Annotated in this window: 12 protein-coding genes; 6 read left to right on the top strand and 6 right to left on the bottom strand. The window is 68.6% G+C overall.

The features are described from left to right. Nucleotides 1-13: 13 nt before the first annotated feature. Nucleotides 14-700, bottom strand: coding sequence for a hypothetical protein (locus ACIRRY_RS37165; protein ID WP_403981856.1), 687 nt, complete (start codon nt 698-700; stop codon nt 14-16). A 115-nt stretch (nt 701-815) separates the two neighbouring features. Continuing rightward, a complete protein-coding gene (locus ACIRRY_RS37160; RefSeq protein ID WP_403981853.1) occupies nt 816-1,451 on the bottom strand; it encodes a TetR/AcrR family transcriptional regulator in 636 nt (211 codons plus the stop codon). Between the two features lie 223 nt (nt 1,452-1,674). Between ACIRRY_RS37160 and ACIRRY_RS37155 the strand changes: the two genes are divergently transcribed. The 4 genes from ACIRRY_RS37155 (at nt 1,675) to ACIRRY_RS37140 (ending at nt 6,004) form a co-directional block, all read left to right on the top strand. Then, nucleotides 1,675-2,652: a tetratricopeptide repeat protein gene (locus tag ACIRRY_RS37155; RefSeq protein WP_403981850.1), complete on the top strand. Its 978-nt coding sequence runs from the start codon at nt 1,675-1,677 to the stop codon at nt 2,650-2,652. A gap of 646 nt (nt 2,653-3,298) precedes the next feature. After that, a complete protein-coding gene (locus ACIRRY_RS37150; RefSeq protein WP_403981848.1) occupies nt 3,299-3,949 on the top strand; it encodes a DUF6230 family protein in 651 nt (216 codons plus the stop codon). Nucleotides 3,950-4,068: 119 nt separating this feature from the next. Continuing rightward, nucleotides 4,069-4,689: a DUF6114 domain-containing protein gene (locus ACIRRY_RS37145; RefSeq protein ID WP_403981845.1), complete on the top strand. Its 621-nt coding sequence runs from the start codon at nt 4,069-4,071 to the stop codon at nt 4,687-4,689. Beyond that, nucleotides 4,679-6,004, top strand: coding sequence for a hypothetical protein (locus ACIRRY_RS37140; RefSeq protein ID WP_403981842.1), 1,326 nt, complete (start codon nt 4,679-4,681; stop codon nt 6,002-6,004). The genes ACIRRY_RS37145 and ACIRRY_RS37140 overlap by 11 nt, the downstream gene beginning before the upstream one ends. Before the next feature lie 111 nt (nt 6,005-6,115). Here ACIRRY_RS37140 and pyk read toward each other — a convergent pair whose 3' ends face one another. The 3 genes from pyk to pta form a co-directional block, all read right to left on the bottom strand. After that, on the bottom strand, nt 6,116-7,546 hold the full coding sequence (gene pyk / locus ACIRRY_RS37135) for a pyruvate kinase (RefSeq protein ID WP_403981839.1): 1,431 nt from the start codon (nt 7,544-7,546) through the stop codon (nt 6,116-6,118). 131 nt (nt 7,547-7,677) lie between these two features. Then, nucleotides 7,678-8,880 (bottom strand): acetate kinase, encoded by a 1,203-nt coding sequence (locus tag ACIRRY_RS37130; RefSeq protein ID WP_403981836.1) that lies wholly within the window; start codon nt 8,878-8,880, stop codon nt 7,678-7,680. Next, nucleotides 8,877-10,988, bottom strand: coding sequence for a phosphate acetyltransferase (gene pta, locus ACIRRY_RS37125; RefSeq protein ID WP_403981833.1), 2,112 nt, complete (start codon nt 10,986-10,988; stop codon nt 8,877-8,879). The genes ACIRRY_RS37130 and pta overlap by 4 nt, the downstream gene beginning before the upstream one ends. Before the next feature lie 215 nt (nt 10,989-11,203). Between pta and ACIRRY_RS37120 the strand changes: the two genes are divergently transcribed. Beyond that, on the top strand, nt 11,204-12,229 hold the full coding sequence (locus ACIRRY_RS37120; protein ID WP_403981831.1) for an ATP-dependent 6-phosphofructokinase: 1,026 nt from the start codon (nt 11,204-11,206) through the stop codon (nt 12,227-12,229). Between the two features lie 34 nt (nt 12,230-12,263). Here the strand turns inward: ACIRRY_RS37120 and ACIRRY_RS37115 are convergent, their stop codons facing one another. Beyond that, on the bottom strand, nt 12,264-12,893 hold the full coding sequence (locus ACIRRY_RS37115) for an XRE family transcriptional regulator (protein WP_403981828.1): 630 nt from the start codon (nt 12,891-12,893) through the stop codon (nt 12,264-12,266). A 521-nt stretch (nt 12,894-13,414) separates the two neighbouring features. Here ACIRRY_RS37115 and ACIRRY_RS37110 point away from each other — a divergent pair. Then, the gene (locus tag ACIRRY_RS37110; protein ID WP_403981825.1) at nt 13,415-14,443 is read left to right on the top strand and encodes a hypothetical protein; all 1,029 of its coding nucleotides are present in this window, start codon (nt 13,415-13,417) and stop codon (nt 14,441-14,443) included. The last annotated feature ends 100 nt before the right edge of the window (nt 14,444-14,543 follow it).

Below are 14,543 nucleotides of genomic sequence, written 5' to 3'. Positions count from 1 at the left end.
TCGGTGATGCCGGTTATTCCAGTTGCTCTAGCTGAGCCTTGATCGTCGTCTCCGGTATTGCGCTGTTCTTGGGCGTCAGCATGTTCACCCCGTAGAAGGCCGCGATCACTCCGTCCTTGCGGACCACCGTGTATGTCATCGTCACGGACTGCTTGGCGACCACGTTCGCAATGCGGTAGCCGACCGCGTCGTCACCGAGGGCCGGGTCCTTGAGCTGTTGCACCGATTTGTAGGTGAGACCGAGGGTCTTGAAGCCGTCGGGGCACTTCTTGAGGGACGTGCGCAGGTTGGACATGACCAGCTCGGCGTTCTTCTCCGAGTGGGAGGCGAGCCACATGGAGCCGATGGTGGCGTCCGTCGCCTCGGAGGGTTCCAGCGAGCGGTGTTCCACGCTCACCGCCTCGATGTCGGTGTATCCGCCGGCCAGGCTCGCCAGTGGCTGGCATTCCGCTTTGTCGGCCTTCATGTCCCGGCCCGCTTCGGAGTCCGCCTTGGCGACCTGCTTGAACTCGAATCCCTTGCTCGTCCCGGAGAGCGTGGCCTTTTTCAGGTCCGTCGGGTTCATCGCACCGACTCGCTTCGCCTCGGCGTCCGCCTTCGCCTCCGCGCTCGACGTCACTTTCGCGCTGGGGGCGGCCTTTTTGTCGTCTTCGCCGGAATCGCCGCTGCACGCCGATATCACCAGCAGAGCCGGAAGCACGGTGACAACCGGAAGGACCCTTCGCAATCTCATACTCAATCCTGACGTTTCTCACGACTTAGCACAGGCGAAAGGAGCTTACCTTTGTAAAAGAGCCGCAAAGGGGTTTCCATGATTACGGTTTGGCGTCGTCCGCCGCGCCCGCCAGGCCCAGCAGTAGAACGCGCGTCAGGCCGTGCACCCATTCCTCGTCGGCCGGTTTGCCGCTCACCAGGGCGCGGTGCACCACCGACCCCGCGACGACGTCGAAGATGAGGTCCGCCGTGCGCGCGGCCTTCTCCGGATCCGTCTCCGGGGGCAGTTCGCCGCGTGCCTGAGCCCTTGTCCTGCCCTCCACGACCAGACACTTCTGGCGGTCGACGATCGACTCGCGGATGCGCTCGCGCAGGGCGTCGTCGTGGATGGACTCGGCGACCACCGCCATCAGACCGCTCTTCGCCTCGGGGCGGGCCAGGATCGCCGCGAACTGGAGGACGACGCCCTCGATGTCGGCGGCCAGGGTGCCGCGGTCGGGGAGGTGGAGTTCGTCGAAGAGTTCGGCGACCGCGTCGACCACGAGTTCGTTCTTGCCGGCCCAGCGACGGTAGAGGGTCGTTTTTGCAACCCCCGCGCGCGTGGCGACGTCTCCCAACGTGAGCCTGGACCAACCCAGTTCGACCAGCGCCTCCCGGGTGGCCGCGAGGATCGCGGTGTCCGCGGTGGTGCTGCGCGGGCGCCCCGCGGCGCGTGGGACGGGAGTGCTGCTCTGCATCCCTCGACCATAACCGGCGGTTCCCGTGGTGCAGTGAGGGAGATCACGGGGTACCTGTAGCAGGGAGGCACCCACTGCTATTACGCTACGACCCGTAGCGAAACCACGGGCGCGGGGTGGGGACCCGGCGCCGAACAGCCCGACCAGGCTCATATCGGGCTCGCAACAGACCGGCTTTCACAACGCTTTTCATTCACACGCGCGGACGGGGGAGGATAGACGCATGCAGCCACGGAACATGTCCATGAGCGGAGTCGTCGACCTCGCCGCGGTGAAGGCGGCCCAGGAGGCCAAGGTCAAGGCGGAGCAGGCGCGCGCCGAGACCGCCAGGCAGGGCGGCGGCGGAGCCGTCTCGCCGGCCGACCTGGTGATCGACGTAGATGAGGCGGGGTTCGAGAGCGAGGTCCTGCAGCGGTCCACCGAGGTCCCGGTCGTCATCGACTTCTGGGCCGAGTGGTGCGAGCCGTGCAAGCAGCTGAGCCCGCTCCTGGAGCGGCTCGCGCTCGATTACAACGGACGCTTCGTCCTTGCCAAGATCGACGTCGACGCCAATCAGATGCTGATGCAGCAGTTCGGGGTGCAGGGCATCCCGGCCGTCTTCGCGGTGGTCGCCGGCCAGGCGTTGCCGCTCTTCCAGGGGGCCGCCGCCGAGCCGCAGATCCGGCAGACCCTCGACCAGTTGATCCAGGTCGCCGAGCAGCGCTTCGGTCTCACCGGGCTGGACGTCGATCCCGACGCCGCGCCGGGGGAGCGGCCCGAGGCCGTCGCCGAGATGTCGGCGGGACCGTACGACGGACTGCTCGAAGCCGCCGTACAGGCCCTGGACGCGGGGGACTTCGGCGGGGCCGTGCAGGCGTACAAGAACGTGCTGAGCGACGACCCGGGCAACAGCGAGGCCAAACTGGGGCTCGCCCAGGCCGAGTTGCTGCAGCGCGTGTCCGCCCTCGACCCGCAGCAGGTGCGCACCGAGGCGGCCGAGAAGCCCGGTGACGTGCCCGCGCAGATCGCCGCCGCCGACCTCGACCTGGTGGGCGGCCATGTGGAGGACGCGTTCAGCCGGTTGATCGACACCGTGCGGCGCACGGTGGGTGACGACCGGGATGCCGTACGGCTGCGGCTGCTGGAGCTGTTCGAGGTCGTCGGGGGCGATGACCCCAGGGTGACGGCGGCCCGGCGGGCACTGGCTCGGGCGCTGTTCTGAGCGGGGCGCGGGGCCGGTTCTGACCAGTCGGTAAACCTTGTGACGTGTGATGCCGGAGTGAAAATTTTGCCGACGGAGTGTCACTGCGGCCGCGCTTTACCAAATCTTGGTAATCGCGGCCGCTGTTACTTGGAGTAAGTCGGGGGCGTTTTTCTGTCGGTTTCCGTCCGTGAATCGCCTGTTTTGTCATGGCCCAGGGTGGCACCCAGCGTCGTCGACCGATACCGGCGGGTCGTTGTTCGGTTATCCGGCCGTTACTACCCAGTAACGAAGCCCCTTGTGCGGGCGGCGAGAATGCACCACGATCGGCGACGCTCGGTCCATTTCCGCACCCCGACAGCCGGTCGGGTCAACGGAGTTTCCTGGGTCCCCACCGAGTAGAGCCGGAAACAATGGAGTCGGCTCTTGGGCAGGGGGGTCTTCGCCGTGCGGCGGAGCCTGTCCAGCAAGGTTGTGCGTGATGTGCGTCAGGCGCGACCAGTGGTTGTCGCTCGGGGGTGATCGCCGGTGATCGGTGCGCGGTTCGCGCCTCCGAGGACGGGCGCTCCCCTTCCCGAGGACGTAGCACTTCTCCCATCCCTGCCCGGCTGAGCCGCCATCTGGGGGCAGTCAGGGCCAGGAGATGTACGTCCGAGAAGGAGGAAATATGGAGTCCCAGGTGCGTGGCGGGACGAGATGGAAGCGCTTCGCTGTGGTCATGGTGCCCAGCGTCGCCGCTACGGCGTGTATAGGTGTCGCCCTCGCGCAGGGTGCTCTCGCCGCGTCATTCAGCGTTTCGGGTCAGTCGTTCAAGGTGACGGCGGACTCGCTCGAGGGCAAGGGCTTCGCCCAGTACGGCGCGCTCGACTCGGGCTACACCCTGACCGGCGGGAACGCGCTGCACCCCGTCGCGGTCTCGTCGTTCAAGAGCGCCGAGATCACCAACATGTGCCAGTCGGTGGTCACCCCGAACATCCCGCTGCTCGGGTCCGTCAGCCTCGTGCTGCGGGCGGGCGGCGGCGGTACGCCGGTCGAGGCCGACAACCTGTACATCGACGTCGAGGACCTCAGCGCCGACGCTGTGTTCCACAACATCGACATCGGTGTGGCAGCAGGGAACACGGGCACGGACAAGGGCGGCCAGGGCCCGGGCATGAAGGGCGGCAAGGAGGCGGCGAACCCGTACGGGTTCGCGCAGCAGGCCGAGTCGGTCGAGCTGACCAAGGTGCAGCAGACGGCGTGGGCCACCACCGCCGGAACCTTCAAGCTCAGCGGGCTGAAGATGTCGGTCTCGGCCGGCACCCACGAGTGCTACTAGGCACTTGACGGCGGGCGGGGGAGCCGGTGGCACCCCCGCCCGCCGTGAACTTCCAGCCGCACCTTCACACAAGGTGCAACTCTCCACCACAGCAACGCCGTACCAGGGAGCTGTTTTCCATGAGCGCCGAGACTCCTGCCGCACCCGGCCAGTTCGCCCGCCGGAGGCTGCAGTTTCGTGCCTGGCGTGGCACGAGGCCGTTCTGGGCCGGTCTGTTCGTCATGCTCGGCGGACTCCCGATCGCCTACTTCCCGTACGCACATCTCCAGATCGGGCATCTGACGCTGGCGATGGCGACCACCGCGGGCGCCGGGTCCCTGATCATCGGCGTACTGCTCGTGGTCCTGGGCTTCAGCCTCTGGTACCAGAAGCACGTGCGCACCTTCGCGGGTGTCGCGGCGATCCTGCTGGCGCTGGTGTCCATCCCCGTGTCCAACCTCGGCGGCTTCCTGATCGGCTTCCTGCTCGCCCTGGTCGGCGGAGCACTGGCCGTGTCGTGGGCGCCGGGCCCACCGCCGGAGCCGCAGTCGCTCCAGGACCTGGCACAGGGAGAGGGCGGCGCCCCGCAGGCCGCACCGTACGAGTCCACCCCGGAGGCCACGCCGTACGGGACCGCTCCGTACGAGGACGCCCCCGAAGCCGCGCCGTACGTACCCGCCGACGAGGCGGGCGAGCCGAACGATCTGTCAGGAACGAGCCCGGTCAACAACGGGGCGAACGGGAGGCACAGTGCCGGCTGACGAGGTGACCCACGGGACTGATGTGGAGGAGTCCCGTGTGAGAACCGGGCCGCGCCACGCGGCGCCCAAGAAGCCGCTGCTCACCAGGCTCCACATGCCCGCAGGCAAGGCGATAGCCACGGTGGCGATGCCGACCGCCGTGATCATGGGGTTCGGTTTCACGTCCTCCCTCGCGCTCGCCGACAACGGTGCGACGACCTCGCCGTCGTCCAAGAGCCTGACCGCCGACGAGTACAAGGACTGCGTCGCGGCGCTGGCCTCCTCCACGGCGAGCCCCTCGGCCTCGCCGTCCACGAGTGCGAGCGAGTCAGCCGACACCTCCACGGACGAAGCGACACCGTCGGCGTCCGCCTCCAAGGACACCGACTCGGACACGACCTCTTCGTCGGATTCAGGTTCCGACGACAAGGCCACGCCCACCGCCACACCGTCCGCCTCCGCGAGCAAGTCGACGGACACGAGCGGTTCGTCGAGCAGTACGGCCACGGCGACGCCCTCCGCGACGGAGAGCAGCAGCGGCAACCTGCTGGACACCATCGGCGACGCCATCACCGACATCCTCACCGGAGGATCGTCGGACTCCGACTCGACGGCGAGCGCCACCCCGACGCCGACCGCGTCCGCCTCGGCGAGCGCCACGAAGGGCACGTCGGGGGACGACTCCTCCAGCGGGTCCGACAGCGTCAAGGACACGACGAAGAAGGCCACCGACACGGTCGACGACACCGTGAAGGACGCGACCGACGCGGCGACGAAGGCGGCCGAGGACACGGCCTCCCCCACCGCCACCGCTTCGGACACGGCCACCGCGAGCCCGTCCGCGAGCGCGAGCACCGACACCTCGGACTGCCCGGTCGCCACGGACGACCTGAGCGGCGTCGACAACAAGATCCTGCTGCCCGACGACCCCTGGTACCTGAACGCGAGTTCGCTGCTGCTCAAGGGCGCGGACTATCAGGGCATCGTCGAGGTGAAGACCGCCAGCGGCAAGGTCAAGAAGGTCCTGAAGTACGTCATCTCCGGCGGCACCGACATCGGCGACCTGCACCAGACGGTCAACGACAAGCAGTCCGGCAAGACGTACCACGTGCAGGCGGCCTCCGGGTCCACGTCGACGATCCGCGACGGCGACACGGTGATGTACACGGAGTCCATCTCGGGCAACCTGTTCGGACTGATCCCGATCACGTTCACCCCGGACAACCCGCCGCCGCTGAACATCCCGCTGATCTACTTCACCAACGTGAAGGTGGTCCAGGCCGGCCAGTTCGGCGGCACGCTGACGGTCCCCGGACTGCGCAGCTACCAGAACTGAGCCCGTCCACAAGCCCGTTCGTTCGGGAGCCGCGCAAGAACTGAGGGCGCCCCCTGGCCACAGGGGGCGCCCTCAGCGCCGTACAAAGGGGCAAAACCCTTCAGCGGTACGTCAGTTGCCCTCGCCGCCGCCGAGGTGGTGGACGCGGAGCATGTTCGTCGTGCCGGCCACACCGGGGGGCGAGCCGGCGGTGATGATGACGGTCTCGCCCGGGTTGAAGCGGTTGATCTTGGCGATCTCGCCGTCGACCATGTCGACCATCTCGTCCGTGCTGTTGACGAACGGCACCACGTGCGACTCCACGCCCCAGCTCAGCGTGAGCTGGTTGCGGGTGCTCTCGTCGGTGGTGAAGGCGACGATCGGCTGCGAGGCGCGGTAGCGGGACAGCCGGCGCGCGGTGTCACCGGACTGCGTGAACGCCACCAGGGCCCGGCCGCCGAGGAAGTCGGCGATCTCGCACGCGGCACGCGCGATCGAACCACCCTGCGTCCGCGGCTTCTTGCCCGGCACGAGCGGCTGGAGGCCCTTGGAGAACAGCTCCTCCTCGGCCGCCTGGACGATCTTCGACATCGTCTGCACGGTCTCGATCGGATAGGCGCCCACCGAGGACTCGGCGGACAGCATGACCGCGTCCGCGCCGTCCAGGATCGCGTTGGCCACGTCGGAGGCCTCGGCGCGCGTGGGGCGGGAGTTGGTGATCATCGACTCCATCATCTGGGTCGCCACGATCACCGGCTTGGCGTTGCGCCGGCACAGGTCGATCAGGCGCTTCTGCACCATCGGGACCTTCTCCAGCGGATACTCCACGGCGAGGTCGCCGCGGGCCACCATCACCGCGTCGAAGGCCGCGACCACGGCCTCCATGTTGGCGACCGCCTGCGGCTTCTCCACCTTGGCGATGACGGGGACCCGGCGGCCCTCCTCGTCCATCACCTTGTGGACGTCGTACACGTCGCTCGCGTCGCGCACGAAGGACAGGGCGACCATGTCGCAGCCCATCCGCAGCGCGAAGCGCAGGTCCTCGACGTCCTTCTCGGACAGGGCGGGGACGTTCACCGCCGTGCCGGGCAGGTTGATGCCCTTGTGGTCGGAGATGACACCGCCCTCGATGACGATCGTCTTCACCCGCGGGCCCTCGACGCTCAGGACCTTCAGCTCGACGTTGCCGTCGTTGATGAGGACCTGGTCGCCGCGGGAGACGTCACCGGGCAGGCCCTTGTACGTCGTACCGCAGATGGACTTGTCGCCCGGGACGTCCTCGGTGGTGATGGTGAACTCGTCACCACGCACCAGCTCGACGGGACCCTCCGCGAAGGTCTCCAGGCGGATCTTCGGGCCCTGCAGGTCGGCGAGGACGCCGATGGCACGGCCGGTCTCCTTGGCCGCGGCACGGACGCGGTCGTACCGCCCCTGGTGCTCGGCGTGGGTGCCATGGCTGAAATTGAAGCGGGCCACATTCATGCCGGCCTCGATCAGCGACACCAACTGCTCGTGGGAGTCGACCGCGGGGCCGAGAGTACAAACGATTTTCGAACGGCGCATGGGACGATCCTATCGGTTTGTTTCGCTACGGAATATTCCGTCTGGCGGAAGATACAAATGGGCGGGCGGACGCTCAGGCGTGTTACCGCCGTGTAATTGCCCAGCCGGCCACGCGGCCGAGCCGCATATTGTTACTGCCCGACCAGCGCATAGGTCTGCGTGGCGATCTCCAATTCCTCGTCCGTCGGCACCACCGCGACCGCGACCCGCCCGGACGCGGGCGAGATCAGCCGCGGTTCATCACTCCGTACGGCGTTCAGCGCGCCGTCGACCTCAAGCCCCAGCAACTCCAGGCCCGCCACGGCAGCTTCCCGCACCGCACTCGCGTTCTCCCCGACTCCCGCGGTGAAGGCGACCGCGTCCACCCGGCCGAGTACCGCGCAGTAGGCCCCGATGTACTTCTTCAATCGGTGAATGTAGATGTCGAAGGCCAGTTCCGCCTGTTCGTCACCCTCGTCGATCCGGCGCCGGATCTCGCGCATGTCGTTGTCCCCGCACAACCCGATCAGACCGCTCTTCTTGTTGAGAAGAGTGTCGATCTCATCGGTGGACATTTCGCCAACACGCATCAAATGGAAGATGACGGCCGGATCCAGGTCTCCCGACCGGGTCCCCATCACCAGCCCCTCCAACGGCGTCAGCCCCATGGAGGTCTCCACACACCGGCCCTTTTCCACTGCCGACGCGGACGCCCCGTTCCCGAGATGCAGCACGATGACGTTCACGTCCTCGGGCGCCTTCCCCAGCAGCCTCGCCGTCGCCCGCGACACATACGCGTGCGAGGTCCCGTGGAACCCGTACCGCCGGATCCGGTACGCGTCGGCGGTCGCCACGTCGATCGCGTACCGCGCGGCCGACTCCGGCATCGTCGTGTGGAACGCGGTGTCGAACACGGCCACCTGCGGCAGATCCGGCCGCAACGCCATCGCGGTCCGGATCCCGACGAGGTTCGCCGGATTGTGCAGCGGAGCGACGGGGATCAGCCGCTCGATCTCCGCGAGCACCGCGTCGTCGATGACGGTCGGCGCGGTGAAGGCCTGCCCACCGTGCACGACCCGATGCCCGATGGCCGCCAGTTCGGGAGAGTCCAACCCGAGCCCGTCCGCGGCGAGTTGCTCCGCTACGGCCTTCAGGGCGGCCTCGTGATCGGCGATGGGGGCGATCAACTCCCGTGCGGCGCCGGTCGTGACGCAGGTGTGCTTGAGCCGGGAGGTCTCCTCGCCGATGCGCTCGACGAGCCCCAGGGCCAGCCGCTCGCCGTCGCGCATGTCGAGGAGCTGGTACTTCACCGACGAGGAGCCGGAGTTGAGGACGAGGACACGGGTCGGACTCACTGGGCGCTTGCCTTCTCGGTCGGGTTCTGGGCCGGGGTCTTGGGGTTCTGGGCCTGGATCGCCGTGATGGCGACGGTGTTGACGATGTCCGAGACGAGGGCTCCCCGGGACAGGTCGTTGACCGGCTTGCGCAGCCCCTGGAGCACCGGCCCGACGGCGATCGCGCCGGCCGAACGCTGCACGGCCTTGTAGGTGTTGTTGCCGGTGTTCAGGTCGGGGAAGATCAACACGCTTGCCCGGCCCGCGACTTCGGACTCCGGCATCTTGGTGGCGGCGACACTCGGCTCGACGGCGGCGTCGTACTGGATCGGCCCCTCGATCCGCAGATCGGCCCGCCGCAGCCGTACCAACTCCGTTGCCTCGCGCACCTTGTCGACGTCGGCGCCCGAGCCGGACGTACCGGTCGAGTACGACAGCATCGCGATCCGCGCGGCGACCCCGAACTGCTCGGCGGTGGCGGCCGATTGGACGGCGATGTCGGCCAACTGCTCGGCGTTCGGGTCGGGGTTGACCGCGCAGTCGCCGTACACCAGCACCTTGTCGGCGAGGCACATGAAGAAGACGGACGAGACGATGTCGGCGTCCGGCTTGGTCTTGATGATCTCGAAGGCGGGCCGGATGGTCGCGGCCGTGGAATGCACGGCGCCCGAGACCATGCCGTCGGCGAGCCCCTCCTGCACCATCAGGGTCCCGAAGTAGTTCACGTCGGCGACGACGTCGTAGGCCAGCTCGACGGTCACGCCCTTGTGGGCGCGGAGCCGGGCGTACTTCTCGGCGAAGCGGTCGCGCAGTTCGGAGGTCCCCGGGTCGATCAGCTGGGCGGCGCTGAGGTCGATGCCGAGGTCGGCGGCCCGTTTGCGGATCTGGTCCTCGGGACCGAGCAGGGTCAACTCGCAGACGCCGCGCCGCAGCAGCACCTCGGCGGCGTGCAGGACGCGGGGCTCGGTGCCCTCGGGGAGGACGATCCGGCGCTTGTCGGAGCGGGCCCGCTCCAGGAGCGTGTGCTCGAACATCATCGGGGTGAGGCGGTCGCTGCTCGGCGCGGAGACCCGCCTGAGCAGGTCGCTGGTGTCGACGTACCGCTCGAAGAGGCCGAGCGCGGTCTCCGCCTTGCGCGGGGTGGCCGCGTTCAACTTCCCCTCCAGGGAGAAGAGTTCGGCGGCGGTGGGGAAGGAGGTGCCGGGCACCGAGACCACCGGGGTGCCCGGCGCGAGGCGGGCGGCGAGGGTGAGGATCGTGTCGCTCGGCACCTCGTTCAGGGTGAGGAGCACGCCGGCTATCGGCGGGGTGCCGGCGCTGTGCGCGGCGAGCGCGCCGATGACGAGGTCGGCGCGGTCGCCCGGGGTGACGACGAGCGCGCCCGGGGTCAGCGCGTCGAGGAAGTTGGGCAGCATGGCCCCGCCGAAGACGAAGTCCAGCGCGTCCCGCGCGAGCCCCGATTCGTCCCCGAGGAGCACCCGGCCGCCGAGCGCGTGGGTGATCTGGGCGACGGTGGGGGCGGCGAGCGCGGGCTCGTCCGGTACGACGTAGCAGGGCACCGGCAGCCGGCCGGCCAGCCGGTCGGCGATCGCGGCCCGGTCCTCGCGGGCGACCCGGTTGGTGACCATGGCGAGGACGTCGCAGCCGAGCCCGTCGTACGCCCGATACGCGTTGCGCGTCTCGGCGAGCACGGACTCGGCGGTCTGCTTGCGTCCGCCGACGACGGGGATGACGGACGCGCCGAACTCGTTCGCGAGGCGGGCGTTGAGGGCCAGCTCGTCCGGGAACTGCGTGTCGGCGAAGTCGGTCCCGAGGACGAGGACGACGTCGTAGTCATGGGCGACGAGATGGAACCGGTCGACGAGCGTCGACACCAGTTCATCGGTCCCCTGCTCGGCCTGGAGGGCGGAGGCGTCGTGGTAGTCCATGCCGTAGACGGTCGCGGGGTCCTGGGACAGCCGGTAGCGCGCACGCAGCAGTTCGAACAGTCGATCGGGGCCGTCGTGGACGAGGGGACGGAACACCCCCACCCGGTCGACCTGTCGGGTCAGGAGTTCCATGACTCCCAGCTCGACGACCTGACGGCCGTCGCCGCGGTCGATCCCGGTCACGTACACGCTGCGGGTCACGCGTGTCCTCCCCTTCCGGCGGATTCCGACAGCTGCTGGCTGCCCGTTTCGGCGGTCATAGAAATCGCCCACAGGGGTGAGCGGAGCGCTCTTGACAATACCTCCGGGGGTGGTTAAGGCGCCCGTCAGTCCGGCGGGAGCGGTGTCGCCCTGGGGGACGTGAAACAATCGGATCCGGCTCACCGGTCTCAACAGCGAGCAGGAGACACAGCACGATGCGCATCGGAGTTCTCACCGCAGGCGGCGACTGCCCCGGCCTGAACGCCGTGATCCGATCGGTCGTGCACCGAGCGGTCGACAATTACGGCGACGAGGTCATCGGCTTCGAGGACGGCTACGCCGGACTGCTCGAAGGTCACTACCGCACCCTCGACCTCGACGCGGTCAGCGGCATCCTCGCCCGCGGCGGCACGATCCTCGGCTCCTCACGCCTGGAGCGCGACCGCCTCCGCGAGGCCTGCGAGAACGCGCTGGACATCGCGCGCGACTTCGGGATCGACGCGCTGATCCCGATCGGCGGCGAGGGCACGCTGACGGCGGCGCGCATGCTGTCGGACGCGGGGCTCCCGGTGGTCGGGGTCCCCAAGACGATCGACAACGACATCTCGTCGACGGACCGCACCTTCGGCTTCGACACGGCGGTGGGCGTCGCAACGGAGGCGATGGACCGCCTGAAGACGACCGCGGAGTCCCACCAACGAGTGATGGTCGTCGAGGTCATGGGCCGGCACGCGGGCTGGATCGCGCTGGAGTCCGGGATGGCGGCGGGCGCGCACGGCATCTGTCTGCCGGAGCGCCCCTTCGACCCGGCCGACCTGGTCAAGATGGTCGAGGAACGCTTCGCCCGCGGCAAGCGGTTCGCCGTCGTGTGCGTGGCCGAGGGCGCGCACCCCGCCGAGGGCTCCATGGACTACAACAAGGGCGAGATCGACCAGTTCGGCCACGAGCGCTTCCAGGGCATCGGCACGGCACTGGCCTACGAACTCGAACGCCGCCTCGGCAAGGAGGCCAAGCCGGTCATCCTCGGCCACATCCAGCGCGGTGGCGTACCGACCGCGTACGACCGGGTGTTGGCGACCCGGTTCGGCTGGCACGCGGTGGAGGCCGCGCACCAGGGGCAGTTCGGGCGGATGACGGCGCTGCGCGGCACGGATGTGGTGATGGTGCCGTTGGCGGAGGCGGTCACCGAGCTGAAGACGGTCCCGAAGGACCGGATGGACGAGGCGGAGTCGGTTTTCTAGCGGAGCCGGTTTTCTGGAGGGGTGTTCGGGGAGTTCAGTAGGTGCTCTTCTCGACCATGGCCCAGAAACGGCTGATGATCTGGTCGAGGAAGTCACGGCCGGCCTCGTTCGCCTCGACGGCGGAGTTGCCGCCGCCCCAGTTCAGCGTGGCGGCCATCTGCGCCTGGTAGTCCTCGTGCAACTCCTGGAGGGAGTCCTCCAGGAGCCGCCGGTCCAGGGGAACCATCTTGCCGATCGGGCGGACGTGCCCCTGCCAGCGGGTGGTCATCGCGCCGCGCAGCAACTCCGCGAGGCGGGTGTCGCGTCCGGTGACGCTGATGAAGTCGGGCAGCGAGAGGTCGAGCAGATCGGCGAGCGCGGAGGACTGGCGCTCGGTGCCGCGCCACTCGTCGTGCTCCTCCATCCGTAGATACGCCAGCAGTTCGAGCCCGACGGCACGCGCGACGTCCTCCGGCGCGAGGCCACGGGCGAGGCGGTGCTCACGCAGCGTGCGTGGCTTGCCGATGAGTTCCGCCGGCGAGCACCACAACACCCCGGCGAGCGCGGTGAGTTCGGGACCGGAGGGCGCGGTGAGCCCCCGTTCCCAGGCGATGACCAGGTCGGGCGTGACATAGGGCAGCCCGTACGAGGCACGCATCCCGTACGCGACGTGTTCGGGCCCCATGTTGAGCGCGGTACGGAGCCTGTGGGCGGCGGGCGCGTCGAACGGCGGGGTGGGTGGCGTGGGCGGCGTGGACGGGCTGGATTGAGCTGGTGGTCGGCGCACGGGCCACAAGCTAAGGGGGCCTGAGTGCGGTGACTACGGTCTGTTCGGCCAGGATTACGGATTGTAGGAACGTACGGATTCGGTCGGGCGCGGGAGATCGATGGGGGTTGGGGTGGGGGTGGATGGTGACGCTGAGTGACGGTCGGGGGTGGCGGATGGCGGGGCAGGGGCGCTGAATATGCCGATCTACCTTGCCATTCGCCGGTGCGGTGATCTCCGGGGGCTGTTCGATCGGCGTCGGGTGTGTGGGCGGGGGTCGAAGGGGAGTGCGTTTGTGGTGGGGGCGGTGATCGGGTGTGGGGGGATGTGGGGGGTGGCGGAAAGTCGATGGTGGGGGTTGGGCGGGGTAGCCGTATCCCTTTCGTGTGCACCGAGCGGTGTGCCGGTTTTCGGCAGAACACCGAGGGCATGTCGGACGCGTGAGTACGGCGGAGCACACCATCCCGGCGCTGCGGAGTGAGATTCCGTGGCGGATCAATCCCCACCACACACCCGAGCTGGACGCCGACGCGAACCGTTGGGCGTTCGGGTTGTTCAGCGACGACCCGCGTGTTCCGGTGCCGCTGCGTGCCGACAACTACACGACGTGGGCGGCACTTTGCTACCCGGACGCGCGGCCGGAGGCACTGACCGCCTGGTGCCGTTTCAACGCGCTGTACACGGTCATCGAGAACAAGCAGGAAGCCCTGTTCGGGACGGGCGACGCGGGCAGCGCCGAGGAGGTCTGGAGGGGTGTGGCACGGCACCTGTTGCGCCTGTCGCACGCGCGGGACCTGGCTGAGACTCCCGTCGACGGATGGAGCGACGGCCCGCCCCGCCCCTACCTCCTGACGGCCCGCTCGATCGCGCTCACCATGCCGGTCGGCATGGGCCGGTACTTTCTGCGGCGGGTGGCGCAGATGGCGATGGCGCAGTGCCAGGAAGCGGACGCGATCGCGTCCCCCCACATGCAGTGGGGGGAGTACCTGGAGTACCGGCACGTGAACTTCGGTGTCCCGTTGTTCATCGCGGCCATTCCGTCGATGCTGGCCCGGGACCTGTCGGCGGCCGAGTGGGAGTCACCCGAGCGTGCGGCGCTGGACCGGCTGATCTCCCATCACTGCTGCCTCACCAACGACCTGTACTCGTTCCGGAAGGAGCACGACGACCGGGACGGCAAACGGGCCCCGGTGCAGGCGGTGACCGTGCTCAGCACGCTGCACGGCCTGTCGGTCCAGGGCGCCATGGACCGACTCGCCGAGGTGATCGAGGGCACGGAACGCGACTACGTCGGCCTGCGTGACACCGTCGCGGTGTCCTCGGAAATGCGCGAGTACTGCACCCGACTCGAACACATCCTCGCGGGCAACCTGCGCTATCACCAGGTGTCGCCGCGCTTCCACGGGGCGGGTTTCGAGGGCGTGTTCACGGGCGGGGAGATCTCGGTCGCGGGAGTGCCGAGGAGCTGACCCGGCCGCCGCAGTCCCGCCAAGTCGCCTGACCAGAGCCCGTGTTGGACCGGGGGGCGGAAGTACCGTGTGGGTACGCGAGGTTCGGGGGCGGCACGGG

Origin of the sequence: Streptomyces sp. NPDC101776 (assembly GCF_044766845.1) — a bacterium.
Taxonomy (GTDB): domain Bacteria; phylum Actinomycetota; class Actinomycetes; order Streptomycetales; family Streptomycetaceae; genus Streptomyces.
The sequence above is the reverse complement of the archived record's forward strand: the minus strand, read 5'-3'. Positions and strand labels throughout refer to the sequence as shown.

What these genes read in the sequence shown, in the direction of transcription:
- ACIRRY_RS37155 (WP_403981850.1), top strand. Translation starts at nt 1,675, where the DNA reads ATGCAGCCACGGAACATGTCCATGAGCGGAGTCGTCGACCTCGCCGCG.
- ACIRRY_RS37145 (WP_403981845.1), top strand. Translation starts at nt 4,069, where the DNA reads ATGAGCGCCGAGACTCCTGCCGCACCCGGCCAGTTCGCCCGCCGGAGG.
- ACIRRY_RS37150 (WP_403981848.1), top strand. Translation starts at nt 3,299, where the DNA reads ATGGAGTCCCAGGTGCGTGGCGGGACGAGATGGAAGCGCTTCGCTGTG.
- ACIRRY_RS37160 (WP_403981853.1), bottom strand. Translation starts at nt 1,451, where the DNA reads ATGCAGAGCAGCACTCCCGTCCCACGCGCCGCGGGGCGCCCGCGCAGC.
- pyk (WP_403981839.1), bottom strand. Translation starts at nt 7,546, where the DNA reads ATGCGCCGTTCGAAAATCGTTTGTACTCTCGGCCCCGCGGTCGACTCC.
- ACIRRY_RS37120 (WP_403981831.1), top strand. Translation starts at nt 11,204, where the DNA reads ATGCGCATCGGAGTTCTCACCGCAGGCGGCGACTGCCCCGGCCTGAAC.
- ACIRRY_RS37115 (WP_403981828.1), bottom strand. Translation starts at nt 12,893, where the DNA reads ATGGGGCCCGAACACGTCGCGTACGGGATGCGTGCCTCGTACGGGCTG.